The organism is Arthrobacter sp. 2MCAF14 (genome assembly GCF_052115645.1).
Taxonomy (GTDB): Bacteria; Actinomycetota; Actinomycetes; order Actinomycetales; family Micrococcaceae; genus Arthrobacter.
On the sequence record NZ_JBFRHB010000034.1, the window covers coordinates 22,145 to 45,730 of the forward strand.

Here is a 23,586-nt window from a genome sequence, read left to right on the forward strand (position 1 = left end):
GAGCGATGACTGAAGTCACTGCGCCGGTGCCGTCCCGGGTTGTTCTCAACCACGCGGACATCGACCGTGCGCTCACTCGTATCGCCCACGAGATCCTCGAAGCCAACAAGGGTTCCCAGGATCTGGTTCTTTTGGGCATCCCACGCCGCGGTTTTCCGCTGGCGGTGCGGCTTGCAGACAAGATCGCCGCCGCGGATCCAACCGTCAACGCCTCGGCAATCGTCGGCCAGCTGGACGTCACCATGTTCCGTGACGATCTTTCCCACCAGCCCGCCAGGCCCCCTTACCCCACCAAACTGCCGATGTCCGGAATCGACAACAAGGTTGTTGTCCTCATCGATGACGTCCTGTACTCGGGACGCACAATCCGGGCAGCCCTCGACGCGATCATCGACCTCGGCAGGCCACGCATCGTCCGCCTGGCCGTCCTCGTGGACCGCGGGCACCGCGAACTGCCGATCCGCGCGGACCACGTCGGCAAGAACCTGCCTACGTCCTCCTCGGAAAAGGTCCGGGTCCACCTTGAAGAATTCGATTCCGTGGAGGGTCAGCCGATCAATGAAGTAGTGATCGAGGCAGGCGCATGAAACACCTGCTCTCCACCGAGAACCTCAGCGCAGCGAACGCCATCCGGATCCTGGACACCGCCGAAGAGATGGCGGCGGTAGGGGACCGGGAGGTCAAGAAGCTGCCAGCCCTGCGCGGCCGCACCGTGGTCAACCTCTTCTTCGAGGACTCCACCCGCACACGCATTTCCTTCGAAGCAGCTGCTAAGCGGCTCTCCGCCGACGTGATCAACTTCGCCGCCAAGGGTTCCTCGGTGTCGAAAGGCGAGTCCCTCAAGGACACCGCGCAGACCCTCGCAGCCATGGGGGCCGATGCGGTAGTCATCCGCCACTGGGCTTCCGGGGCCCCGCACCGCCTTGCAGCCACCGACTGGATCGACGCGGCCGTCATCAACGCCGGGGACGGCACGCATGAACACCCCACCCAGGCTCTCCTCGACGCGTTCACGATGCGCCGACACTGGTCCAAGCTGCACGGCTCGGCGTCCACGGGCGCAGACCTCACGGGCATGCGCGTCGCCATCGCCGGCGACGTCCTGCACTCCCGCGTCGCCCGTTCCAACGTGTGGCTCCTGCGCACCCTTGGCGCGGAAGTGACGCTCGTGGCCCCGCCCACTTTGCTGCCGATCGGCGTCGAACAGTGGCCTTGCAAGGTCAGCTACAACCTCGACGAGACCCTCGAAGCCGGAGTGGACGCCATGATGATGCTGCGCGTCCAAGGTGAGCGCATGAACGCTTCCTTCTTCCCCTCCACCCGCGAGTATTCGCGGCGCTGGGGCTTCGACGATGCCCGCCTCCGCGCCCTCGACGAACTCGGGCTCAAGGACACGATCATCATGCACCCCGGGCCCATGAACCGCGGACTTGAAATTTCTTCCGCCGCTGCCGATTCACCGCGTTCCACCGTCCTGGCCCAGGTCCGGAACGGCGTGTCGGTCCGGATGGCTGCCCTGTACCTGCTGCTCTCGGGGGATTCCCGTGAAGCCGCCCCCATGCCGGGCACCGCCCGTTCCGATAAGGAGAGCAACTGATGACCGAGACCGCAACAGGCACCTATTTGATCCGCGGCGCGGCCATCCTGGGTGGAGACGCCGAGGACCTGCTGATCCGCGACGGAATCATCGCTGAGCGCGGCATCGGCCTTTCCGCCGAAGGTGCCACCGTGATCGAGGCCGCCGGCCTCGTGGCACTTCCCGGCATGGTCGACATCCACACCCACTTGCGTGAACCGGGCCGCGAAGACGCGGAAACCGTTGAAACGGGTACCCGCGCCGCAGCCCTTGGCGGTTACACCGCGGTCCACGCCATGGCCAACAGCAACCCGGTGGCGGACACCGCCGGCGTCGTCGAGCAGGTCCACAGCCTGGGCCGTGCCGCCGGTTGGGTGGATGTCCGTCCCGTGGGTGCCGTCACGGTCGGACTCGCCGGCGAGCAGCTCGCCGAACTCGGCGCCATGGCAGACTCCCGCGCCCAGGTCCGGGTCTTCTCCGACGACGGAATCTGCGTCCACGATCCCGTCCTGATGCGCCGGGCCCTCGAGTACGTCAAAGCGTTCGACGGCGTGGTTGCCCAGCACGCGCAGGAACCCCGCCTCACCGCGGGTGCCCAGATGAACGAAGGCGCCGTCTCCGCGGTTCTCGGCCTCGCCGGGTGGCCTGCGGTTGCCGAGGAGAGCATCATCGCCCGGGACGTCCTCCTGGCCCAGCACGTCGGCTCCCGCCTGCACGTCTGCCACGTATCCACCGCCGGATCGGTGGAAATCGTCCGCTGGGCCAAGGAACGGGGGATCAACGTCACCGCCGAGGTCACCCCGCACCATTTGTTGCTCACCGACGAACTGGTCCGCAGCTACGACCCCGTCTACAAAGTCAACCCGCCACTGCGCACCGACGCCGATGTCCAGGCGCTCCGTGCCGGACTCGCCGACGGCACCATCGACGTCGTTGGCACGGACCATGCCCCGCATCCGAGCGAGCACAAGGAATGCGAGTGGGCCCAGGCGGCCATGGGCATGACGGGCCTGGAAACTGCCTTGTCGGTAGTCCAGGAAACCATGATCGAAACCGGGCTCATGACGTGGGCCGACTTCGCCCGCGTCACCTCCACCGTTCCCGCTGCCATCGGCCGCGTGGCGGATCAGGGACGGCCGCTCGAAGCCGGTGAGCCCGCGAACGTCATCCTCGTGGACCCGGCTGCCCGGTGGACGGTGGATCCGCATAAGATGGCGACCATGGGCCGGAACTCACCCTTTGCGGGCAAAGACCTGCCTGGGGCTGTCGTCGCCACCTTCTTCAAGGGCCACCCGACCGTACTGGACGGCAAGCTCAACACGCCGTACCGCTACGCCGCGGAGCCCGCGGGCGCCGGCAGCAACTGATGGACAACAAACTTGCTTCCTTGCTCCTCGTTGTGGTTCTTGCCGCGGTCGCGGCCGGACTCATTGCGATAGGTTGGCGCGGCAGGCTCAAACGCCAGGCCGGCCTCGCGCAGCTTCCGGAAGTGCCCGAAAGGCTCAGCCCGGCCGGCATTGTGGCTGAAGGCCAGTACGTGGCCACGACGACGGCTGGAGACTGGCTTGACCGGGTCGCCGTTCATGGACTTGGTTTCCGCGGGAACGCGGAAATGAGCGTCCACCGGGAAGGCGTCCTCTTCGACCGGAAGGGGAGCGCGCCATTGTTTGTTCCGGCGGAAGCCGTGACCGACTGCGGCAGCGCCGACGGCATGGCAGGCAAGTTCGTAGAGAAGGACGGACTCGTAGTCTTGAGCTGGATGCTCGGAGAACACGAGCTCGACACCGGATTCAGGACAAGGCACGCCGCCGACAAGCAACCGCTCCTCGAAGCACTTCAAGAATTGATCTCTGCAGCCCCCCAGGCAGATGCCGATAGTGGAAAGTAACAAAGTGACGGATAGCAATGCAGTAGCAGGCACAGTGACAGGCAATACCAACCCAGCAGAGTCCTCCGCGGCGGTGCTGGTCCTCGAAGACGGCCGCACGTTCCGCGGCCGGAGCTACGGCGCCACAGGCGTCGCGCTGGGCGAGGCGGTCTTCGCCACCGGCATGACCGGCTACCAGGAAACCATCACGGACCCCTCGTATGCCCGGCAGCTGGTGGTCCAGACGGCTCCGCACATCGGTAACACCGGCGTGAACAAGGAAGACGCCGAGTCCCGCCGCATCTGGGTCGCCGGCTACGTGGTCCGCGACGCTGCGCGACGCCCCTCGAACTGGCGCTCGGAGCGCAGTCTCGACGCGGAGCTCGTTGAACAGGGCATCGTCGGCATCCAGGCCGTGGACACCCGCGCCATCACCCGGCACCTGCGCGAGCACAAGACCATGCGTGCAGGAATCTTCTCCGGCGAGGCAGCCAAGGCCACCGACAAGGAGCTCCTGGACACTGTCCTCGCCAGCGCGCCCATGGAAGGTGCCCGCCTGGCCGAAGAAGTGAGCATCGACGAAGCATACGTCGTCGAACCCGCCGACCATGGCTGGGACGGCGAGCCGAAATTCAGCATCGCCGCGATCGACCTAGGTATCAAGGCGATGACCCCGGTCCGCTTCGCCGAACGCGGCGTACGCGTCCACGTCTTGCCGGCCACCGCAACGCTGGAAGACGTCAAGGCAGTCAACCCTGACGGTTTCTTCATGTCCAACGGCCCAGGCGACCCTGCCACCGCAGACGCGCAGGTGAAGCTGCTCCGCGCTGTTCTCGATGAGAAGATGCCGTACTTCGGAATCTGCTTCGGCAACCAGATCCTGGGCCGGGCCCTCGGATTCGGTACCTACAAGCTCAAGTACGGCCACCGCGGCATCAACCAGCCGGTGATGGACCGTCGCACGGGCAAAGTCGAGATCACCTCGCAGAACCACGGCTTCGCCGTCGACGCTCCCATGGACGGCGCCACCATGGCTCCGGAAGAGCGCTTTGGCCGCGTGGAGGTCAGCCACGTGAGCCTCAACGACGACGTCGTCGAAGGACTCGCGTGTCTCGACATCCCGGCCTTCTCGGTCCAGTACCACCCCGAAGCCGCGGCCGGACCGCACGACGCCGCCTACCTCTTCGACCGCTTCATCGACCTGATGGAGAGCACGAAGAACGGCCAGGACGCCGCACAGGCCGCCGACACTCAGACATCGAACTCCGCGAAGAACGAGGACACCAAGTAATGCCAAAGCGTACAGATCTCAAGAGCGTCCTCGTTATCGGTTCCGGCCCGATCGTCATCGGCCAGGCGGCCGAATTCGACTACTCCGGAACCCAGGCCTTGCGGGTGCTCAAAGAGGAGGGCCTGCGCGTCATCCTCGTCAACTCCAACCCGGCCACCATCATGACGGACCCCGAGTTCGCCGATGCCACCTACGTGGAGCCCATCACGCCCGAGGTCGTCGAAAAGATCATCGCCAAGGAGCGCCCGGATGCCATCCTGCCCACCCTCGGTGGACAGACGGCCCTCAACACGGCCATCGCCCTGGACAAGAACGGCGTGCTTGAGAAGTACAACGTCGAACTGATCGGTGCCAACATTGCCGCGATCGAACTCGGCGAGGACCGCGAAAAGTTCAAGGGCGTCGTGGAACGCTGCGGCGCCGAGTCGGCCCGCAGCCACATCATCCACACCATGGACGAAGCACTGACCGCGGCCGAAGACCTCGGCTACCCGATGGTTGTCCGTCCGTCCTTCACCATGGGCGGCCTGGGCTCCGGCCTGGCGTACAACGAGGACGACCTGCGCCGCATCGTAGGCCAGGGCCTGCAGTACAGCCCCACCTCCGAGGTCCTGCTGGAAGAGAGCATCCTCGGCTGGAAAGAGTACGAGCTGGAGATGATGCGCGACAAGAACGACAACGTCGTTGTTGTCTGCTCCATCGAGAACTTCGATCCGGTAGGTGTCCACACGGGCGACTCCATCACCGTTGCACCGGCCCTGACCCTGACTGACCGCGAGTACCAGCGGCTGCGCGATATCTCCATCGCCGTCATCCGCGAAGTCGGCGTCGACACCGGTGGCTGCAACATTCAGTTCGCCATCGAACCGGACACGGGACGCGTCGTCGTCATCGAAATGAACCCGCGTGTTTCGCGTTCCTCTGCGCTGGCCTCCAAGGCCACCGGCTTCGCGATCGCGAAGATCGCCACCAAGCTCTCCCTGGGCTACACCCTGGACGAGATCCCCAACGACATCACGCAGAAAACGCCGGCTTCGTTCGAGCCGACGCTCGACTACGTCGTCGTCAAGGTTCCCCGCTTCGCGTTCGAGAAGTTCCCCGCAGCGGACAACACGCTGACCACCACCATGAAGTCCGTGGGTGAAGCCATGGCCATGGGCCGCAACTTCACGGAGGCCTTGCAGAAGGCCCTTCGCTCCCTCGAGCAGAAGGGCTCGCAGCTGGACTTCAGCCATGTGCCCGAATGGGAAGTTCCGGAGCTCATCGAGAAGTCCAAGCGCCCGACGACGGACCGCCTCCACCAGGTCCAGCGCGCCCTGCTCGGCGGAGCTTCGCTTGAGGAGCTCTACGCCGCCACCAAGATCGATCCGTGGTTCCTGGACCAGCTGCAGCTGCTCAACGAGATGTCCCACGAGATCCGCAAGGCCGGCGCCCTGACGGAAGACATGCTCCGCAACGCCAAGCGCCACGGCTTCTCGGATGAACAGATCGGCTCGTTGACCCACAACCCGGAGGCCGTTGTCCGCGGCGTGCGGCAGGCCCTGGGCATCCGTCCGGTCTACAAGACGGTGGACACCTGCGCCGCCGAATTCGCCGCGTACACCCCATACCACTACTCGTCATATGACGAAGAGGACGAGGTCGGCTTGCACTCCAAGCCGTCCGTCATCATCCTGGGTTCCGGCCCCAACCGCATCGGCCAGGGCATCGAGTTCGACTACTCCTGCGTCCACGCCTCCATGGCGTTGCGCAAGGCCGGCTACGAAACCGTCATGGTCAACTGCAACCCCGAAACCGTCTCCACGGATTACGACGTCTCCACGCGCCTCTACTTCGAACCGTTGACACTCGAGGACGTCCTCGAAGTCATCGCGGCAGAGGAACGCACGGGCGGCGTCATGGGCGTGTTCGTGCAGCTCGGCGGCCAGACCCCGCTCAAACTCGCACAGCAGCTGGCAGACGCCGGCGTGCCGATCCTTGGCACCTCGCCGGAAGCGATCGACCTCGCCGAGCACCGCGGCATGTTCTCCCGCGTGCTCGACCAGGCTGGACTGATCGCCCCGAAGAACGGCACCGCCGTGTCCTTCGAAGACGCTAAGAAGATCGCCGACGAAATCGGCTACCCGGTCCTCGTCCGTCCGTCCTATGTGCTTGGCGGCCGCGGCATGGAAATCGTCTACGACGAAGCCAACCTCTCGCGCTACATCGCCAACGCCACGGAAATCACCCCGGACCACCCGGTGCTGATCGACCGCTTCCTCGAGGACGCCGTCGAGATCGACGTCGACGCGCTCTTCGACGGCACGGACATGTACCTCGGCGGCATCATGGAGCACATCGAGGAAGCCGGCATCCACTCCGGTGACTCCGCTTGCGTCCTGCCGCCGATCACCCTCGGCAGCAACGTGATCGAACGCGTCCGCACGGCCACCCGGGCCATCGCTGAAGGCGTAGGCGTCCGAGGCCTGATCAACATCCAGTTCGCTCTGGCTTCCGACGTGCTCTACGTGCTGGAGGCCAACCCGCGCGCTTCCCGCACGGTTCCGTTCGTCTCCAAGGCAACGGGCGTGCAAATGGCCAAGGCCGCGGCCCTCATCGGTACGGGCGTCACCATCAACCAGCTCCGCAGCGCCTACAAGATGCTGCCGGAAACGGGCGACGGTTCAACCCTGCCGCTCGACGCTCCCGTCGCGGTGAAGGAAGCCGTGCTGCCGTTCAGCCGCTTCCGGACACCGGAAGGCAAGGTAGTGGACTCGCTGCTCGGCCCTGAGATGCGCTCCACCGGCGAAGTCATGGGCATCGACAAGCACTTCGATACCGCTTTCGCCAAGAGCCAGGCCGCGGCCAACAACGCCCTGCCCACCGAAGGCAAGATCTTCGTTTCTGTCGCCAACCGCGACAAGCGTTCGGTGATCATGGGCGTCAAGCGCCTGTCCGATCTCGGTTTCGAGATCGTCTCCACGGGCGGTACCGCGGATGTCCTGCGCCGCAACGGCATCCAGGCCACCCCGGTCCGCAAGGTTGCCGAAGGCAGCAGCGCCGAAGGCGAAGGCACCATCGCGGACCTTATCATCGCCGGCGAGATCGACATGGTCTTCAACACGCCTTCCGGCGGCGAAGCCCGCAGCGACGGCTACGAACTCCGTGCGGCCGCTACGTCCATAGGCATTCCCTGCATCACCACGGTTGCGGAGTTCAACGCCGCCGTGCAGGCCATCGAGGCGCTGCGCACTTACGAGTGGTCGGTGACGAGCCTGCAGGAGCACGCCGCTGCGCTGTCAGCTTCCCAGGCCGCGGCAGCCGAGGCCGTCAATGCCTGAGTCTGCCGCAGCCGGGCAGCAGCCTGTTCTTAGCTCGGGGCCCCGACAGCCGTTCGGTTCCCGCCTGGCTGCAGCGATGGCCGCCCGCGGCCCCTTGTGCGTCGGCATTGACCCCCACCCGGGGCTCTTGGCGGACTGGGGATTGAACGACGACGTCGCTGGCCTGGAGCGCTTTTCGCTCACTGTCGTGGAGGCCGTGGCGAAGCTCGCTGCCGCGGTCAAGCCGCAGGTGGCGCTCTATGAGCGTCACGGCTCAGCAGGCATGGCGGTCTTGGAACGGACCCTTGCGGCCGCATCCGATGCCGAAGTGTTGAGTATCGCCGACGCCAAACGCGGAGACATCGGCTCCACGATGGCTGCGTACGCCGACGCCTGGCTACGGGATGGCTCCGCCTTGGCAGCAGACTCGGTCACGCTGAGCCCGTACCTTGGCTTCGAGTCGCTGCGACCGGCTCTCGACCTCGCGGCCGAGTCCGGCCGGGGTGTTTTTGTGCTCGCCCTGACCTCCAACCCGGAGGGCAAGTCCGTGCAGCACGTTGGGGGTTCGCAATCGGTGGCCCGGCGGATCGCCGAGGCCGCGGCCGAGGAAAACCGCCGCTATGCGGGCGCCATGGGATCGGTCGGTCTCGTGGTGGGTGCCACGATCGGCGGGGCGCTGGTGGAACTTGGACTGGACCTCGACGCCGTTCACGGGCCCATCCTGGCGCCCGGGCTGGGCGCGCAAGGAGCCACGCCGGCGGATCTGCGTGCCACTTTCGGCGCGGCATACCCGGCGGTCCTGGCGACCTCGAGCCGCGGAATCCTCGCGGCTGGTCCAACGATTGCCGGACTGCGTTCCGCCACTGAGGCCACCCGCGACGGCTTGCTGAAAGCCTGAGCCTGATCTTCGTGGGTCCAATGCATTGCGCTCCGCACTGACCACGCGATAGCTTCGGGATCAGTCCAATCCGCTACGCACTCGATGCCGGCCAAAGGGGGATGTGTCAGTGACCTTAAAGGCTCTGTCGCCAGAGGAACGTTCCGATGCCTTGGAGAAAGCCGCGAGAGCCCGGGCCCGACGGGCTCTCGCGAAGGAACAGCTCAGGACGGGCGAACTCAGCTTTGCCCGGCTGATTAAGTCGGCACAGACTGACGAGGCCATCGCCCGCATGCGTGTTTCCGAGCTCATCGAGGCTGTTCCGGGCATCGGCCCGGTCCGGGCAGCGGCCATCATGGCGGAGGTCGGGATCGCGGCTTCACGCAGGCTCCGGGGCTTGGGAATTCATCAGTCCCGGTCGCTGATAGATTTTATGGAAGACAAATACGGCGTCTAAACGAATACAGCGTTTAACAAATGCAGCGTTTAACATGTGCAGCGTTTAAGAAGATATGCAGCATATATAGGATCTCCACGAAGGACGATGTGAGCAAGAATCCGGGACTGACCGTCCTCGCAGGCCCCACTGCCGTTGGCAAGGGAACAGTATCCACGTATATCCGGGACAATTACCCCGAGGTCTGGCTGTCAGTTTCAGCCACCACACGCGCGCCGCGGCCGGGGGAGAAGGACGGCGTCCACTATTACTTCAAGTCCGCCGAAGAATTCGACGCACTCGTTGAGGACGGCCAGTTGCTTGAGTGGGCCGTGGTCCACGGAAAGAACCGCTACGGCACGCTGCGCAGCACCGTGGACGCCGCCATCGCCGAAGGCAGGTCCGTGCTGCTGGAGATCGATTTGCAGGGCGCCCGCCAAGTCAAGGCGGCAGTTCCGGACGCCAACTTCGTGTTCCTTGCTCCGCCCAGCTGGGACGAAATGGTCCGCCGTCTGGTGGGACGCGGCACCGAAACCCCGGAGGAACAGCAGCAACGGCTGGAAACCGCTAAACTGGAACTTGCCGCTGAACCGGAGTTTGACCACACCGTCATCAATGACGACGTACGCCGGGCAGCGGACGAGCTTGTTTCACTCATGGGGCTTACCCCGCATCAGCGCTAAGCGCTAGCACTTGTCAGCCCGTTAGAATTTGGAGAATTCGTGTCCACGAACCTTGAAGGCATCATCAACCCGCCGATCGACGAGCTGCTTGCTGCTGCCGATTCAAAGTACGGCCTGGTGATTTTCGGCGCCAAGCGCGCGCGCCAGATCAACGCGTACTACGCCCAGCTGCACGAGGGCCTCTTCGAGTACGTTGGCCCGCTGGTCGACACGAAGCTGAACGAGAAGTCGCTCTCCATCGCCCTGCGCGAGATCAACGAAGGCCTGCTGGTTTCCACTCCCATCGAGCCCGCAGAGTAAAACAGACTGCCTGTTGACGGAGGTCACGTGCGCATAGTCCTCGGAGTCGGGGGAGGGATCGCAGCCTACAAGGTTGCATCGCTCCTCCGGCTTTTTACTGAAGCCGGACACAACGTCACGGTCATTCCCACCGAAGCGGCCACCCGGTTTGTCGGCGTGGCTACGTGGGAGGCCCTCTCGGGCAATCCGGTGAGCAACAGCGTCTTTGACGACGTCGAGAAGGTCAACCACGTCCGTCTCGGGCAGGAGACGGACCTCATCGTGGTCGCCCCGGCAACTGCGGACCTGCTGGCCAAGGCAGCAACCGGCCAAGCGGGGGATTTGCTGACCAATACACTCCTCATGGCCCACGGTCCGGTGCTTTTCGCTCCCGCAATGCACACCGAAATGTGGCACAACCAAGCCACCCAGGCGAATGTGGAGACACTGCGCAGCCGGGGCATCACCGTCCTGGAACCCGCAGTGGGCCGGTTGACGGGCGCGGACTCCGGGCCAGGCCGGCTGCCCGAGCCGGAAGCGATCTTCGCGGCCGCCATGGCTTTGGTCGACGCATCCTCGCCTTCAACCCTGCTTGCTGGCCCGAAACCCCTGGCCGGGCGCACCATCACGATTTCGGCCGGCGGCACCAGGGAAGCCCTGGATCCGGTCCGTTTCCTGGGGAATAGGTCTTCCGGCAAACAGGGTGTTGCACTGGCCGCCGCGGCCCTTGACGCAGGCGCCCATGTCAGGTTCCTCGCAGCCCACATGGAGGTCCAGGCACCCGCGGGCGTCGAACTGATCCAGGTTGAATCCGCTTTGGAGCTCCGTGATGCCGCGCTGGAAGCCGCTGCCGGCTCCGACGTCGTGATCATGGCCGCGGCCGTCGCGGATTTCCGCCCCGCCGAAGTTTCGGACACGAAAATCAAGAAGGTCAACGGCAACGATGCCCCCGTGGTGCGCCTCGTGCAGAACCCGGACATCCTGCATGAGCTGGTGATGCTCCGCGACGCTGAGGCATCCACGCAGTTGATCATCGGGTTTGCAGCCGAAACCGGAGACGAGGACGGCAACGTCCTGGAGCACGCCACCGCCAAGCTCAAACGCAAAGGCTGCGACCTTTTGGTGGTCAACCAGGTCGGCGTCGGGCGCGTGTTCGGCCAGGACCAGAATTCTGTGATCATTCTCTCCGGCCATGGCGCGGCGCCGCAGTCGGCGGCAGGTTCCAAATCCGACGTCGCCGCCGCTGTTATTGACCGCATCAGCACGGAACTGAGCCGCGTACACCCGGCAACGTAGGCGCCGGGTGAGGCTCATTCGTTAGCTGGTCCATCCTTAGCATAGGGACATACGGCGGAAGCCGGCCGCCCCCAACCGAGTAAGGTAGTCGAGTGACTTTACCGCTGCACCATGAATCCCACGGCATCCCGTCCAAGCTCCGGCTCTTCACCTCGGAGTCTGTTACGGAAGGGCACCCGGACAAGATCTGCGACCAGATCAGCGATGCCATCCTCGATGCGCTCCTGGCGGCAGACCCCGAGTCGCGCGTGGCTGTTGAAACCATGGCCACCACCGGCTTGGTGCACGTAGCCGGCGAAGTCACCACTGATGCGTATGTCGAAATTCCGCAGATCGTGCGCGAGACCATCCTCGGCATCGGTTACGACTCGTCCGCCAACGGCTTCGACGGCGCCCGTTGCGGCGTATCTGTCTCCATCGGACAGCAGTCCAACGACATCGCCGGCGGCGTCTTCAATTCGCTCGAAGCCCGCGAAGGGCGCCAGGAGGACGACTACGACCTCCAGGGCGCCGGTGACCAGGGCATCATGTTCGGCTACGCGAGCGATGAGACTCCGTCCTACATGCCGACGCCGATTTGGCTCGCCCATCGGCTCTCCGAGCGTCTCACCGAAGTCCGCAAGAGCGGTGAACTGGCCTACTTGCGCCCTGACGGCAAGACCCAGGTCACGGTTGGGTACGACCGCGACCGTCCGGTTTCCGTTGAAACGGTGGTCATCTCCAGCCAGCACGCCGAAGGGACCCACCTCGATCGCCTGCGCGCCGATCTTGCCTCCCACGTGATCGAGCCCGTCCTGGCCGTGTCCAACCTGGACATCTCCCACGTCGCGAACATCCTGAACCCGGCCGGTGCCTTCGTCATCGGCGGTCCCGTCGGGGACGCCGGGCTGACAGGCCGAAAGATCATCGTTGACACGTACGGCGGCATGGCCCGCCACGGCGGCGGTGCCTTCTCCGGCAAGGATCCGTCGAAGGTGGACCGTTCGGCGGCCTACGCGATGCGTTGGGTAGCGAAGAACGTCGTAGCCGCAGGTTTGGCCAAGCGGGCCGAAATCCAGATCGCCTACGCGATCGGCCAAGCGCGTCCGGTGGGCACCTACGTGGAAACCTTTGGCACCGAGACTGTTGACCCGGCCAAGATCAGCGAAGCGATTGCGGAGATCTTCGACCTCCGTCCGCGCGCCATCATCGACGCCCTCGACCTCAAGCGCCCCATCTACGCAAAGACGGCGGCGCATGGCCACTTCGGCCGCGACGAGCCGGACTTCACGTGGGAACGACTGGACCGCGTGGACGAGCTGAAGGAATTCTTCAACGCTTGACTTGGCTGCTCCAGCCAGGGCCGGAATTGTCGGTGGTGCCTGCTTGGATTGCCCCAAGGCATCCGGCACTCCAGGGAGGTGACAAGCATGAGCGATGGTTCGCTGCTTCCGTTTGCCATGGCGTCGTCTTCGCCATCCCATCAGCCGTCCTTGTTGCAAGGGTTCCCTTCGCGCGGGAGCGACGTCGGGGGACCACCGCTCGCGGCGAGCGATCCCGTGGCACGGGTCCTGATCGAATCGTCCTTGCCGCACCTCGACAGGCCCTTCGACTACAGCGTCCCGGCCGAGTTGGATGGAACGGCTCTGGCAGGTGTCCGGGTCAAAGTCCGCTTCAGCGGTCAGGAACTCAATGGCTATGTCCTGGAGCGCATGGAATCGTCGGTGGCCGGACATGCCCTGACTCCGCTCCTCAAGGTGGTTTCGGCCGTTCCGGTACTGACTCCGGCGCTGCTGGAGCTTGCCTCCAGCGTCGCGGCCCGCTACGCCGGGACGCTCAGCGATGTCCTCCGCACCGCCATTCCGCCCCGCGTCGCGCGCCTGGAGAAGCAGCTCCTCTCCGGCGAATCCCTCTTGGACGAGCCGGACGAGCACAGCGGGTCCGTACAGGGCTCCGGATCCCAGGGTTCCGCGTCGCAAGCCCAAGCGGCGTGGGCTTCCTACACAAACGGGGCGCCTTACCTGCAACACCTGGCCGGGGGTGGCTCACCCCGTGCCGTCTTGACTGCGACACAGGGCTTTGGAACCGCGGGCTGGCCCGGGCTTGTGGCGTCTGCGGTGGCGGCAGTCCGCTTCTCAGGGCGGGGCGCCGTCGTGGTCGTTCCCGACTACCGTGATCTCGACCGCATGGAGGCGGCTCTGCGCACTGTCCTGCCATCAGGAGACATCGCGCGGTTGACGGCCGACGACGGCCCTACGCCCCGGTACCGAAGCTACCTTCGGCTCCTCAGCGGCGCCGCGAAGGTGGCAGTGGGCACCCGCTCCGCTGCGTACGCTCCGGTACGTGACCTGGGGCTGGTGGTGTGCTGGGACGACGGGGACGATCTCCACATCGACCAGCGCGCTCCCTACGCCCACACGCGGGAAATCCTGCTCTTGCGTTCGGAACAGGAATCTGTGGCGTGCCTCATGGCCGCGCATAGCCGCAGCACCGAACTTCAGCGGCTTGTTGAGGGCGGCTGGGCCGTGCCAGTTGAAGCCCCCCGGCCGGTGGTCCGCGCCAGCACGCCGCGGGTGCTCAATACGGCAGACAGCTTCGAGCAGGAACGCGACCCGCTGGCAAAGATCGCACGCTTGCCCGGCGCCGCCTGGCGGGCCGCCAAAGAGGGACTGGAACGCGGACCCGTCCTGGTACAGGTGGCCCGGGCCGGCTACGCCCCATCCCTTGTCTGCGAGGATTGCCGCGAAACCGCCAGGTGCAACAACTGCCAGGGCCCCCTCGCGATCGCCGGACAATCGGCCCTGCCGCAGTGCCGCTGGTGCTCCACCCCGGCCCCGGAGTGGCGTTGCCGACATTGCGGCGGAGGCCGTCTTCGCAGGGGGGCGGCCGGTGTGCTGAGGACCGCGGAAGAACTGGGCAGGGCTTTTCCAGGAAAGGCCGTCGTGACGTCTTCGGGGGACCAGGTCAAAGCCACGGTATCCGATGCCCGTGCCCTCGTGGTCGCGACTGTTGGCGCTGAACCGGTAGCCAGCGGGGGCTACGCGGCGGCGCTGCTCCTGGACGGCAATTCGCTTCTGCGCAGGGAAAACCTGCGCGCCGGTGAGGACACGGTACGGCGATGGTTCAACGCGGCGGCCCTCGTACGGCCCGCGAACGAAGGCGGACTCGTAGTCATCACTGCCGACGACACCACCGCGACGGGCGCGTTGTTGCGCTGGGACCCTGCGGGATATGCCTCCCGCGAGCTGGCACTGCGGCAGGAACTCCAGTTGCCGCCAGCAGTCCGGATCGCCTCAGTGACAGGCAAGCGGGCCGACGTCGTGCACTTCACCGAAAGCCTGGCCGAAAACATCCAGCTCCGCATCGCGGGCCCCGCGCCGGTCTCCCTCACGCTGTCTGCGCAGCGTGCAGTAGAACAGGACCGCGATCCGGACGTCAGGACGCTGCTCTTCATTCCTTATGCCCAAGCGGCTGAGGCCACGCGTTCCATGCGGGCCGTCAAGGCTGCCAGGGCGGCGAAGCGCACCTCAGGACCGGTGCAACTACGGCTCGACGGCGTCGACGTCCTCTAGCGCCGCTTGCGGCTGCGCATCGCAACGATCTCGTCGGCCACGGCCAGGAGTTGGCGGGCCGACTCGTCCCAATTGAAATCAGCCGCGCGTTCCACGGAGCGGCGTGAGCGCGCCTGCCACAATTCCGTATCTTCAAGGGCCTTGACTGCCGCAGCAAATTCGCCCGGCGATTCGGAATGCACGTAGCTCACGGCGTCCCCGCCGACCTCACGGAAGATGGGAGTGTCACTGGCGATCACGGGAGTGCCAAGAGCCATCGCCTCGACCAGGGGCAGCCCATAGCCTTCCGCTTTGGACAGGCTGACGAGGGCGGTGGCCCGGACCAGGAGGGAATCGTATTCGGCATCCGTGACGCCGTTGTGGAACTCGACCTTCGCGCTCGGCGGGACCAAAGCCTCCAGCTCGACCCGGCGCTGGGGGGTGATCCGGCTGAGCAGATGCAGGGTGAATCCGGGCAATTCGGCCATTCCCTGGATCATGGTTTCCACATTTTTGTAGGGCATGAACGAGCCCATGTAGAGCAGGGACTTCTCTGCGCCGGCTGCCGGATCGCGCGGAGTCTGGCCCGGCTGTGGCGCGTTGCCCACGATCCGGACCGGGCGGCGGGTCAAATTGAACTTTGCCATGAGCGACTCGGTGGTGTGGCTGATGGTGGCAACGATGTCGGCCCGGTTGAGAAGCAATCGCTGCGGCCAGTAGGCCTTGTGGTAGAGCCGCCACAGCAGCCGCACCGGTGCGGGCAGGAAGCCCGGAGGGGCCGGGTGCTCATAGTAGATGAGGTCGTGCAGGGTCAGGACAAGTCCGTACTTGCGGCCCCAGGTGCCCATGGTCTGCATCGGGCAGACCACGACGTCGGCCCCGAGCTTGTTGACTTCGCGAGCCACGAACAGTTCGCGGGGGGACAGTGGGCTGCTGATGTGAACGTAGGGGACGTCCGGGAGGAGCGCCAACTGCCGCTTGTCGCTGATGAGCATGGTGACGTCCGCGATCTCGGATGTCGCCGCTATGAGGCTCGATCCGTAGCGGCTGATCCCGTCATGATGGTCCGTGCGGGTGAAGCGGGCATCTATGACGATTTTCACGCGGGGTGTTCCTCCAGGAAGCTGCGGATGGCGGCGGCGGCCGGAGCCGGCGTCTCGTAGTGGATCAAATGCCCGACGTCGGGAATCACTTCCAGCGCCCCGTCCGGCAGCAGCTCCAACAGCTTGTGCTGGTCCCGGAGCAGGGCGATCTCGTCTTTCTCGCCGGCCACCAACAACACGGGAAGGTCCAATTGCGCGGCGACCTCGGCCACATGGCTGGACACCGAAGCCCTGAAAGACTCCAGGAGGCTCGCACGGTCGGCGAACGCCGAGAAGTACGCATCGTGCTGGCCATGGACGAAGGCCCGCAGTTCCTTGTCCCGGGTCTTGGCCATCGCGGCGCTCATGACGCGGACAATGAGGCGGCTGCGCAAGACGGCGAGCCCAAGCCGTCGCGGGAGCTTGGCGGAGACCTGGTAGTACAGGACTGCCAGCTTGGTCATGAGGCCTTTGGGGCCCTCAAGCGCGGGAGCGGCGATGGGATTGACCAGGATCAACGGACGGATGGCGCCCGGGTTCGCTGCGGCGAAGTGGCTGGCAACAATCGATCCGAAGGAGTGCCCCAAGAGAACCGTGTCCGCTCCAAGACCCAGGGCCGCCATGAAACCGGTGATGAACTTCCCGTAGCGTTCCACGGTGTGGGGGTCTCCGGCGAAAGGCTCCGAGCTGCCAAAGCCGGGAAGGTCGGGCATGATGACACGCATTTCCGGCAGGTGGTCTACGACGCGGAGCAGGCCGTGGTGATCGCCGCGGAAACCGTGGATGACCAGTATGGTCCGGGTATCCGCGGTCACCGTGACCGGTTCGTAGCACCAATAGGCGACGTTACTGCCGTCGAGGTCGATGTCCGAGGCACTCGTCCGGGCGGCCAAGGCCTTGCTGAAGAACTCCCGTGGGGAGGTTGGTGCGGGTTCGGGGGAGTGGTTGGTGTCCACTTGTTCCATTCGGCAGGTCCTAGTTGACGTTGTCCGGGTGTGACCCGGTGCGGTGGTGGCGTTCGAGGGCGGCCAAGCCATCCATGTCATCGGCGTCCAGCTCGAAGCCGAAGACATCGAAGTTCTCCTGGATGCGTGCCGCGGTGCTCGCTTTCGGGATGACGATATTTCCCAGCTGGAGGTGCCAGCGGATGATGATCTGCGCAGGTGTCTTTCCGTATTTGTCCGCGAGCGCCCGGACGGCCGGATCCTGAAGGACCTGGCCGCGGCCCAACGGGCTCCACGCCTCTGTGCGGATGCGCAATTGCTCGTGGAGGGTCCGGAGCCGGGTCTGCTGCAACCATGGGTGCAGTTCAATCTGGTTCACCGCCGGAACCACTTCGGCTTTTTGCATCAGTGCTTCGAGATGGGCCGGCTGGAAGTTGGAGACGCCAATCGCGCGCACCCGGCCTTCCCGGTACAGGGTTTCCATAGCCCGGTAGCTCTCCTGGAACAAGCCGCGCCCTGCGCAGGGCCAGTGGATCAGGTACAGGTCGACGTAGTCTAGGCCGAGATTGGCCATGGAGGTATCGAAGGCGCGGAGCGTGGAGTCGTAGCCCTGGTCGTCGTTCCAGAGCTTGGTGGTGACAAAGACGTCCTCGCGGGAGAGACCGTGGGTGCCCTCCCCGGAGCCTCCCGTGTTGCTGTCCACGCCGGGCGGGGGTATGACGGCACTGCCGAGGCCGCGGCCGACACCGGTCTCATTGCCATACATGGCGGCCGTATCGAAGTGCCTGTAGCCGGCGCCCAGCGCAGTGGCGACCAAAGACGTGGCGTCCGCCGGCGGCACCTTGTAAAGCCCGAACCCCAACTGGTCAATCAAGACACCGTTGTTGAGACTGAGCCTAGGCGAGGGTTTCATAGCCAAGACTCTACCTACCTCGATGCCGGGAATGTTTCAGGGCCCGTCAATTATTCGCAGAAGGGCTGCCGAAACTGACCAGGCGCTTCGCCGTGGCTTCGTCCAGGATCAGATCGGTCGCCAGCCTCGCTTCCAGCGCTCCGCGAAGCCCGTTGATCTTGGACGCACCCGAGACGACGCAAATCCGGCGACGGACTTGCCTTAGTTGCTCGTGGCTTGGGCCGGTGGACCGCTCGTTGAGGGTAATGCCGTCGGAAGATCCGTCGGCGCGGAAGAAGACGGTGGCAACATCGCCCACGACGTCCGAGCCGGCAAGCAGGTTCAGGTCCGTTTCGTCGAGGTAGCCGCCGGCGTAGACGTGGCTGGGATAGTCCGAATGCACCGAGCCGACACCAAAGATGGCGATGCTCATCCTGGCTTGGAGGTCGAGCACGCGCTGGACGCTGCGCTCATTCCACATGGCGGTCTTCGTGGAAGCGTGATCGAAGAAAGCGGGTACAGGGAACTGTTCCACCCGCGCACCATAGGCGATGCCGAAGCGGCGCATGATGTCGCTGGCGTAGGTGATCCCGGTGGTCTGCATGTTGCCGGCGCCGTTGAGCTGCACGATAGTGCTGCCATGCGTGATCTTGCGTGTCAGGTGCCTGCTGACGGCGCTGATGGTCGCACCCCACGCCACTCCGATGATGGCATTGGAATCGACCAGGGGGCCAATGGTCCGTGCGGCCTGCGTCGCCACCCGATCAAGGGTTTCCGCCTCGTTCAAGGTGTCCAGGACGGGCACCACATGCACGTCGACGCCGTAGTGGTTGCGGATCATGCGCTCCAGTTCAGGGGCGGAATCCAGTGGACTGCGGATCTGGATCTGGACCAATCCCGACTCGCGGGCCGAGGACAGCAACCGGGAGACGGTTGAACGCGACGTCCGAAGCTCGCGGGCAATGGCGTCCATGGTGAGGTCCTGCAGGTAGTACATCTGTGCCGCCCGGAGGGCCTCCGAATGTCGTGATCGTGGCATCTCAATTCCGTTCTGCACGTTTGTGCAAGTAGCTTGATTTCATTTTCCATTCCTTCGAAGAATAGTTGTGCAAGGTGCGACGTCAAGTGATGCAACGCACACACCAAAGCCCAAGGGAGCAGTTTTGGGATACACCAGCAATTCCGGTTCCGCAGCAGGATCACCACGTCGGACGTCGGTTTCGGCACTTCGCGAACGGCCGCAGGCTCAGGTGCTGATCATCGGAGGCGGCATCAACGGCGTCGGAACCTTCCGTGATTTGGCACTCCAGGGCGTGGACGTCGCCCTCGTGGAACGCGGCGATTACTGCCAGGGTGCCAGCGGAGCCTCATCCCACATGATCCACGGCGGCATCCGCTACCTTGAGAACGGGGAATTCCGCCTCGTTCGGGAATCGGTGGTCGAGCGCAACCGGCTTCTGAAGATCGCTCCCCACTACGTCAAGCCCCTTCAGACGACCATTCCCGTCTTCAGCACCTTCTCCGGGATACTTTCCGCCCCCACACGCTTCCTTACGCACAAGCAAGGCAAGCCGAAGGAACGAGGTGCCTTCCTCATCAAGCTCGGCTTGAGCATGTACGACTTCTTCTCCCGCGACGGCGGCAGCGTCCCCCGCCATCAGTTCCGCGGCAAGGAGAAAGCCTTGGCTGAGTTGCCGCGATTGCACCCCGGCATCAAATATGCAGCCACCTACTTTGACGCGTCCGTGCACAACCCGGAGCGCCTGACGCTCGATGTGCTGCAGGACGGCGAAAAGGCGGGCATCGGAAGTGGCTTGCCGGGCGGCAGCGCCCGGGCCAGCAACTACGTCTCCCTTGTTTCGCAGGGCTCCGCCGCCGAGTCAGCCGGCACTGTTTTGTTGCGCGATGAACTCACGGGCGAGGAATTCAACTTCCAGGCCGACGTGATCATCAACACCACCGGCGCCTGGGTCGACCTCACCAACGAGGCAATGGGTGCCGCGAGCCGTTTCATGGGAGGAACCAAGGGTTCCCACATTGTCCTGGACCATCCGGAATTGCTCGCAGCATGCGGCGGCCGCGAGATCTTCTTCGAACACACGGACGGGCGGATCGTGCTGATCTACCCGATGGGCGACCGGGTCCTGGTGGGCACCACCGACGTCGAGGCCGACATGGCCCAGGATGCCGTGTGCACCGAAGCCGAGATTGACTACTTCTTCGACCTCGTCGGCCACGTCTTCCCCTCCGTCAAGGTCGAGCGCAGCCATATCGTCTACAGCTTCGCCGGCGTCCGGCCGCTTCCGCGCCACGACGACACCCAGCCGGGCTTCGTATCCCGTGACTACCGCATCGAGCGAAGCGAGCGGAAAGCCTCCGGTGCTGCGGCCGCCGGTGACTTGACCGCCGGGGGCGGGAAGGCCGCCGTCGTACTCTCATTGATCGGCGGAAAGTGGACCACTTTCCGGGCCCTCGCCGAACACCTGAGCAACGACGTCCTCCGCGAGCTGGGCATGGAGCGGAAGACCTCGACGGCGAAGCTCGCCATCGGAGGCGGCCTGGGCTTCCCGGACAGCGAAGACGGAGTCCAGGACTGGGTCAAGAAGCACATGGCTCCCGGTCTCGACGCCGACCGGGTCAGCGGCCTGCTGACCCGCTACGGCACCAGAGCCGAGGACGTCATTGCCTACCTCAAGGCAGGCGAGGACCGGAAACTGCGCTCCACGAATGAGCTCAGCGTCCGGGAGCTCGAGTTCATGGCCGTCAACGAACAGATCGGGCACCTTGTGGATGTCCTCATCCGCCGCACCTCGCTGGCCTTCCGGGGCCTCGTGACCGGAGAGCTCCTGAATGAAATCGCCGAAGTCCTCGCCACGCAGCTTGGCTGGGATTCTGCGAAGCGGCAAGCGGAAATCCAGCACGCACAGGAGGTGCTTCTACGTTTTCATGGCGTGACTGTTCACAGCCTCGTCGCATGAACGTAATGTACGTCACATCAGCTTGATTGTTCGGGCCAAGAAGCCTGGACACAAGGGTTGCGGTGTTCCGCTCCGTAAGGGAGGACCGCAACCGGGACGGCGCTAACAGACGCCGGCCCAACGGCCCCAACAAAACCTGCAGGGCTGACAACAGAAGAAAATGAGGAGTCAAAGATGTCTCTCGGAATTGTTTTCCTTTCCGAAGTGTTCGGAACCGGAATGCTTACCCTGCTCGGTTGCGGCGTTGTGGCAAACGTCGCGCTGAAAGGCACGAAGGGTAACAACGGCGGGTTCCTGATGGTGAATTTTGGCTGGGGCATCGCTGTATTTGCCGGCGTATACGTGGCGGCTATGTCAGGCGCGCACCTGAACCCGGCAGTGACGCTTGGTCTCTTGGTTGACGGCAAGGCCGAGTTCGCCCCGGGGGTGGCCGTGAGTGCGGCATCCACGTTCACCTACTTCGGTGGAGAACTGCTCGGCGCCTTCCTTGGCGCCGTCTTCGCCTGGCTCGCCCACAAGCAGCACTTCGACGCCGAGCCATTGGCAGCCAGCAAGCTCGCCGTATTCTCCACGGGACCGGCCATCCGCTCCTACCCGTGGAACGTCGTCACCGAAGTCATCGCCACGTTTGTGCTGGTCTTCGTGATCCTGACCTTCGGCGGCACTCCCTCCGGCCTGGGGCCGCTCGCGGTGGCGTTGCTCGTCGTCGGCATCGGCGCGTCCCTTGGCGGCCCGACAGGCTATGCCATCAACCCCGCCCGTGACCTCGGTCCGCGTATCGCGCACGCTATTTTGCCGATCAAGGGCAAGGGCTCCAGCGACTGGGCCTACGCCTGGGTTCCGGTGGTCGGCCCGCTCCTGGGTGGGACCATCGCCGGACTCGTCGCCCACTCCATACCGATCATGGCAACCGTCGCCAAGTAGCAAACCGCTCAGCACCTATCCAGCATCCACACCAAAGTAACCAGACAAGGACGTCAAAATGTCGCAATACGTCATCGCCATTGACCAGGGAACCACCAGCTCGCGCGCCATCGTTTTCGACCACTCCGGAAACATTGTTTCCTCCGGCCAGATGGAACACGAGCAGATCTTCCCCCAGGCCGGATGGGTGGAACACAACCCAGTGGAGATCTGGGACAACGTCAGGGAGGTCGTCGGCTCTGCGTTGTCCAAGGCCAACCTGACCCGGCACGACATCGCTGCCGTCGGCATCACCAACCAACGCGAAACCGCCGTTGTGTGGGACAAGAACACGGGCGAGCCCATCTACAACGCGATCGTCTGGCAGGACACGCGCACCCAGTCCATCGTGGACGAACTGGGCCAGGACGGCGGTCCCGAGCGCTTCAAGCAAAAGGTCGGCCTGCCCTTGGCGACCTACTTCTCAGGCACCAAGATCAAGTGGATCCTGGACAACGTCGAAGGTGCGCGGGCCAAGGCTGAAGCCGGGGACCTTATCTTCGGCAACACCGACTGCTGGGTCCTGTGGAACCTGACAGGCGGTGTGGACGGCGGCGTGCACGCCACGGACGTCACCAACGCCTCACGCACCATGTTCATGGACCTCGACACCTTGCAATGGGACCAGGAAATTCTGGACGCGTTCGGTGTTCCGCTGTCGATGATGCCCGCCATCAAGTCCTCCTCCGAGGTCTACGGAACCGTGCACACCTCGCAGCTGCTGCGCGAAGTGCCCGTCGCAGGCATCCTGGGCGACCAGCAGGCGGCAACCTTCGGCCAGGCGGCGTTCCAGGCGGGCGAAGCCAAGAACACCTACGGCACCGGTTGCTTCCTGATCTTCAACACGGGCGAAGAAATCGTCCACTCGAAGAACGGCCTGCTGACCACGCTCGGCTACAAGCTGGGCGACGCCAAACCGCACTACGCGCTGGAAGGTTCCATCGCCGTCACGGGTTCACTGATCCAGTGGCTGCGCGACAACCTCGGCCTGATCAGCTCCGCTCCTGAGGTGGAGACGCTCGCGGCCGGTGTCGAGGACAACGGCGGCGTGTACATTGTGCCCGCGTTCTCCGGGCTGTTCGCCCCGTACTGGCGCGCCGACGCCCGCGGTGCCATCGTTGGCTTGACCCGTTTTGCCAACAAGGGCCACATCGCCCGCGCGGCCCTGGAGGCCACCGCCTTCCAGACCCGCGAAGTGCTCGACGCCGTCAACGCGGACTCGGGCGTTCCGCTGACCGAGTTGAAGGTCGACGGCGGCATGGTCGCCAATGAGGCGCTCATGCAGTTCCAGGCAGACATCCTGGGCGTGCCCGTGGTCCGTCCGAAGGTCGTGGAAACCACGGCCCTGGGTGCAGCCTACGCGGCCGGACTCGCCGTCGGCTTCTGGAAGGATCTCGGCGAACTCAGCTCAAACTGGGGCGAAGACAAGCGCTGGGAGCCGCAGCTTCCGGCCGAAGAGCAGGAGCGGCAGATGCGCCTGTGGAAGAAGGCAGTGACCAAGTCCATGGATTGGGTGGACGAGGACGTTAAGTAGGCTTCTTTGAAAGGCCGCCTCACCTAAGCTAGGGGCCGCCTCACCTGTTTCGATGGGGC

General features: G+C 64.7%; 20 protein-coding genes. 16 read left to right on the forward strand and 4 right to left on the reverse strand.

Going from position 1 to position 23,586, the window contains the following annotated elements; genetic code table 11:
• The first annotated feature begins 5 nt into the window (after positions 1-5).
• From pyrR to AB4074_RS19770, 13 genes are all read left to right on the forward strand, one after another.
• On the forward strand, positions 6-587 hold the full coding sequence (gene pyrR / locus AB4074_RS19710; RefSeq protein ID WP_441414899.1) for a bifunctional pyr operon transcriptional regulator/uracil phosphoribosyltransferase PyrR: 582 nt from the start codon (positions 6-8) through the stop codon (positions 585-587).
• On the forward strand, positions 584-1,597 hold the full coding sequence (locus AB4074_RS19715; protein WP_441414900.1) for an aspartate carbamoyltransferase catalytic subunit: 1,014 nt from the start codon (positions 584-586) through the stop codon (positions 1,595-1,597). Before pyrR ends, AB4074_RS19715 begins: the two co-directional genes overlap by 4 nt.
• Positions 1,597-2,943 (forward strand): dihydroorotase, encoded by a 1,347-nt coding sequence (locus AB4074_RS19720; RefSeq protein WP_441414901.1) that lies wholly within the window; start codon positions 1,597-1,599, stop codon positions 2,941-2,943. Before AB4074_RS19715 ends, AB4074_RS19720 begins: the two co-directional genes overlap by 1 nt.
• Complete coding sequence (locus AB4074_RS19725; RefSeq protein WP_441414902.1) at positions 2,943-3,464, forward strand: PH-like domain-containing protein; 522 nt, start codon at positions 2,943-2,945, stop codon at positions 3,462-3,464. The genes AB4074_RS19720 and AB4074_RS19725 overlap by 1 nt, the downstream gene beginning before the upstream one ends.
• Positions 3,445-4,734 (forward strand): glutamine-hydrolyzing carbamoyl-phosphate synthase small subunit, encoded by a 1,290-nt coding sequence (carA, locus tag AB4074_RS19730; RefSeq protein ID WP_441414903.1) that lies wholly within the window; start codon positions 3,445-3,447, stop codon positions 4,732-4,734. The genes AB4074_RS19725 and carA overlap by 20 nt, the downstream gene beginning before the upstream one ends.
• On the forward strand, positions 4,734-8,054 hold the full coding sequence (gene carB / locus AB4074_RS19735; protein WP_441414904.1) for a carbamoyl-phosphate synthase large subunit: 3,321 nt from the start codon (positions 4,734-4,736) through the stop codon (positions 8,052-8,054). Before carA ends, carB begins: the two co-directional genes overlap by 1 nt.
• Positions 8,047-8,931 (forward strand): orotidine-5'-phosphate decarboxylase, encoded by an 885-nt coding sequence (gene pyrF, locus AB4074_RS19740; RefSeq protein ID WP_441414905.1) that lies wholly within the window; start codon positions 8,047-8,049, stop codon positions 8,929-8,931. The genes carB and pyrF overlap by 8 nt, the downstream gene beginning before the upstream one ends.
• A gap of 109 nt (positions 8,932-9,040) precedes the next feature.
• On the forward strand, positions 9,041-9,367 hold the full coding sequence (gene mihF, locus AB4074_RS19745) for an integration host factor, actinobacterial type (RefSeq protein ID WP_441414906.1): 327 nt from the start codon (positions 9,041-9,043) through the stop codon (positions 9,365-9,367).
• Between the two features lie 89 nt (positions 9,368-9,456).
• Positions 9,457-10,029: a guanylate kinase gene (gene gmk / locus AB4074_RS19750; protein WP_345450601.1), complete on the forward strand. Its 573-nt coding sequence runs from the start codon at positions 9,457-9,459 to the stop codon at positions 10,027-10,029.
• Positions 10,030-10,068: 39 nt separating this feature from the next.
• A complete protein-coding gene (rpoZ, locus tag AB4074_RS19755; protein ID WP_028267125.1) occupies positions 10,069-10,329 on the forward strand; it encodes a DNA-directed RNA polymerase subunit omega in 261 nt (86 codons plus the stop codon).
• Between the two features lie 27 nt (positions 10,330-10,356).
• Complete coding sequence (coaBC, locus tag AB4074_RS19760; RefSeq protein WP_441414907.1) at positions 10,357-11,604, forward strand: bifunctional phosphopantothenoylcysteine decarboxylase/phosphopantothenate--cysteine ligase CoaBC; 1,248 nt, start codon at positions 10,357-10,359, stop codon at positions 11,602-11,604.
• A 92-nt stretch (positions 11,605-11,696) separates the two neighbouring features.
• Positions 11,697-12,926, forward strand: a complete 1,230-nt coding sequence (gene metK, locus AB4074_RS19765) for a methionine adenosyltransferase (RefSeq protein ID WP_234754218.1) — start codon at positions 11,697-11,699, stop codon at positions 12,924-12,926.
• Between the two features lie 87 nt (positions 12,927-13,013).
• Positions 13,014-15,155: a primosomal protein N' gene (locus tag AB4074_RS19770; protein ID WP_441414908.1), complete on the forward strand. Its 2,142-nt coding sequence runs from the start codon at positions 13,014-13,016 to the stop codon at positions 15,153-15,155.
• Here AB4074_RS19770 and AB4074_RS19775 read toward each other — a convergent pair.
• Genes AB4074_RS19775 through AB4074_RS19790 form a run of 4 tightly spaced genes read right to left on the reverse strand, consistent with a single transcriptional unit; the run spans position 15,152 to position 19,091 of the window.
• Positions 15,152-16,237: a glycosyltransferase family 4 protein gene (locus tag AB4074_RS19775; RefSeq protein ID WP_441414909.1), complete on the reverse strand. Its 1,086-nt coding sequence runs from the start codon at positions 16,235-16,237 to the stop codon at positions 15,152-15,154. The genes AB4074_RS19770 and AB4074_RS19775 overlap by 4 nt on opposite strands.
• Entirely contained in the window at positions 16,234-17,181 is a 948-nt protein-coding gene (locus tag AB4074_RS19780) for an alpha/beta fold hydrolase (protein ID WP_236810742.1), read from the reverse strand. The genes AB4074_RS19775 and AB4074_RS19780 overlap by 4 nt, the downstream gene beginning before the upstream one ends.
• Before the next feature lie 10 nt (positions 17,182-17,191).
• Positions 17,192-18,073, reverse strand: a complete 882-nt coding sequence (locus AB4074_RS19785; protein ID WP_441414910.1) for an aldo/keto reductase — start codon at positions 18,071-18,073, stop codon at positions 17,192-17,194.
• 46 nt (positions 18,074-18,119) lie between these two features.
• On the reverse strand, positions 18,120-19,091 hold the full coding sequence (locus AB4074_RS19790) for a sugar-binding transcriptional regulator (protein ID WP_441414911.1): 972 nt from the start codon (positions 19,089-19,091) through the stop codon (positions 18,120-18,122).
• A 124-nt stretch (positions 19,092-19,215) separates the two neighbouring features.
• Between AB4074_RS19790 and AB4074_RS19795 the strand changes: the two genes are divergently transcribed.
• The 3 genes from AB4074_RS19795 (at position 19,216) to glpK (ending at position 23,527) form a co-directional block, all read left to right on the forward strand.
• Entirely contained in the window at positions 19,216-21,030 is a 1,815-nt protein-coding gene (locus AB4074_RS19795) for a glycerol-3-phosphate dehydrogenase/oxidase (RefSeq protein WP_441414912.1), read from the forward strand.
• 174 nt (positions 21,031-21,204) lie between these two features.
• Positions 21,205-21,954, forward strand: a complete 750-nt coding sequence (locus tag AB4074_RS19800) for an MIP/aquaporin family protein (RefSeq protein ID WP_441414913.1) — start codon at positions 21,205-21,207, stop codon at positions 21,952-21,954.
• Positions 21,955-22,012: 58 nt separating this feature from the next.
• Positions 22,013-23,527: a glycerol kinase GlpK gene (glpK, locus tag AB4074_RS19805; protein WP_441414914.1), complete on the forward strand. Its 1,515-nt coding sequence runs from the start codon at positions 22,013-22,015 to the stop codon at positions 23,525-23,527.
• Positions 23,528-23,586: the final 59 nt, after the last annotated feature.